The 2,203-nt window shown below is 75.2% G+C and carries 3 protein-coding genes; 2 read left to right on the top strand and 1 reads right to left on the bottom strand.

Annotation, left to right across the window (positions count from 1 at the left end; all coding sequences use genetic code 11):
- Positions 1 to 197 (top strand): hypothetical protein (locus tag VGI02_RS27080; protein ID WP_331632828.1); only part of this gene is annotated, 197 nt, incomplete at its 5' end.
- A gap of 56 nt (positions 198 to 253) precedes the next feature.
- A complete protein-coding gene (locus VGI02_RS27075; RefSeq protein ID WP_331632826.1) occupies positions 254 to 1,876 on the top strand; it encodes a glycoside hydrolase family 13 protein in 1,623 nt (540 codons plus the stop codon).
- An 83-nt stretch (positions 1,877 to 1,959) separates the two neighbouring features.
- Here VGI02_RS27075 and VGI02_RS27070 read toward each other — a convergent pair.
- A partial coding sequence (locus VGI02_RS27070; RefSeq protein WP_331632824.1) for a hypothetical protein occupies positions 1,960 to 2,203 on the bottom strand: 244 nt, incomplete at its 5' end.

The following is a 2,203-nucleotide window of genomic DNA, read 5'->3' as shown; positions in this document are numbered from 1 at the left end:
TCCTGGCGCGGCTCGCGGCGCAGGCGGCCGAGATGCTGCGCCGGGCCACCGACCGGCTGCGCGCACGGCGCGCCCCGGAAGGGATCGACGAGGCGCCCGCGCCGGAGGAGATCAGCGCGCCCGAGGATCTCGACGACGGCTACGACGACGAGTACGACGACGACGTCCGCGAGGAGCGCGCGCCCGTCGGGGTCTGACGGGCCGACCCCGCCGTCGGGGGGATCGGGCATCGTGGAGCGCGAGCCCGACCCCGATGGAGGAGCCCCGCCCGGTGATCGAGTCCCCCTGGTGGCGCGACGCCGTCATCTACCAGGTCTACATCCGCAGCTTCGCCGACTCCGACGGCGACGGGATCGGGGACCTGGCGGGCCTGGCCGACCGGCTCGGGTACCTGCGCGACCTCGGTGTCGACGCACTGTGGATCAACCCCTGGTACGCCTCACCGCAGGTCGACGCCGGGTACGACGTCGCCGACTACCGCGCCATCGAGCCCGCCTACGGCTCCGTCGCGGACGCGGAGAAGCTCATCGAGGCGGCCCATGAGCACGGGCTGCGGGTGATCCCCGACCTCGTCCCGAACCACCTCTCGTCGCAGCACGCCTGGTTCCGCGCCGCGCTCGCGGCCGGGCCGGGCTCACCCGAGCGCGACCGCTTCGTCTTCCGCCCCGGGCGCGGCCGCGACGGCGAGCAGCCCCCGACGAACTGGCGGGCCCACTTCGGCGGCTCCGCCTGGACCCGCGTCGAGGACGGCGAGTGGTACCTGCACCTGTTCGACCCCGGCCAGCCCGACGTCAACTGGCGCAGCGCGGAGGTCCGCGCTGAGTTCTCCGACGTGCTGCGATTCTGGTTCGACCGGGGGGTCGACGGGTTCCGGGTCGACGTCGCGCACGGCCTGGTCAAGGACCCCGCGCTCCCGGACCTCGCCGACCCCTCCGACCTCACCGGCGCCTCGCTCGGACCGGGCGAGCACCCGTTCGCCGATCGGGACGAGGTCCAGGAGATCTACGAGTCCTGGCGCCGGATCGCGGACGCGTACCCGGGCGCGCGGATGTTCGTCGCGGAGGCCTGGGTGCCGAGCCCCGAACGCCTCGCCCGCTACGTCTCACCGGGCCGGCTGCACACCGCGTTCAACTTCGACTTCCTGCTCGCGCCCTGGGACCCGGCGGCGCTGCGGGAGGCGGTGGACGTCACGACCGGGTACCTGCAGGCGGTCGGTGCGCCCGCGACGTGGGTGCTGGAGAACCACGACGTGGTCCGCGCCCCGAGCCGCTACGGGCGACGTCCCGACGGCACCGTCGACGTCGCGCTCGGCGCGCGGCGGGCGCGCGCGGCACTGCTGCTCACGGCCGCGCTGCCCGGCGGGATGTACGTCTACCAGGGCCAGGAGCTCGGGCTGCCGCAGGTGGACGACCTCCCCGACGACGCCCTGCGCGACCCCACCTGGGAGCGCTCCGGGCACACCGAGCGCGGCCGCGACGGGTGCCGCGTGCCGATCCCGTGGACAGCGGCGTCGGCGGGCCATTTCGGGTTCGGGCCCGTCGGTGGAGCCGCACCGTGGCTGCCCCAGCCCGACCGGTTCGCCCTCTGGGCGGTGGACGTCGAGTCCGGCGAGGCCGGCTCGACCCTCGCACTGGTGCGGGCCGTCCTCGAGCGCAGGCGGGCGCTTCCCGCCCTGGGTGAGGGCACGCTCACGTGGCTGTCCGCGCCGGGGGATGCGGTGCTCGCCTTCCGCCGCGACCCCGGGTTCGTGTGCGTGGTCAACCTGTCGGACGACGCCGTCGCGCTGCCGTCGCACGAGCGGGTGCTGCTCACGAGCGGGACGCTCGAGGCGGGCCTGCTCCCGCCGGACACCGCGGTCTGGCTGGCGGTGGACTGAGCTCGCCCCGATGTCAGAAAAGTCCCGTTGCTGTCATCCAGCGTCTGGAACGGGACTTTTCTGACGTGGCGCCCGGCCCCGGCTCAGAGCGAGGCGAGAGCGACCAGCGGGACCACGGCGGCAGCCACGGCGGCCAGCCCGACGACCATCCCGGTCACGGCGGCAGCCCGGCCGCGGCGCTGGCGCCCCGTGCCGAGGGCGGCGCACGCCGTCGCGAGCAGTCCGAGGGCGAGGAGTCCGGCGAGCGCCAGCGGGGACGAACCCAGGCGGCCGATCACGGGCACGACGACGTCGGGCTCGCCGGCCGCGATCACCGCGCCGATCAGG

Origin of the sequence: Actinomycetospora sp. (assembly GCF_036497245.1) — a bacterium.
Classification (GTDB): domain Bacteria; phylum Actinomycetota; class Actinomycetes; order Mycobacteriales; family Pseudonocardiaceae; genus Actinomycetospora.
Note: the sequence above shows the minus strand (reverse complement) of the source record. Positions and strands in the feature narration are given on the sequence as shown.

What these genes read in the sequence shown, in the direction of transcription:
- VGI02_RS27075 (WP_331632826.1), top strand. Translation starts at nt 254, where the DNA reads ATGGAGGAGCCCCGCCCGGTGATCGAGTCCCCCTGGTGGCGCGACGCC.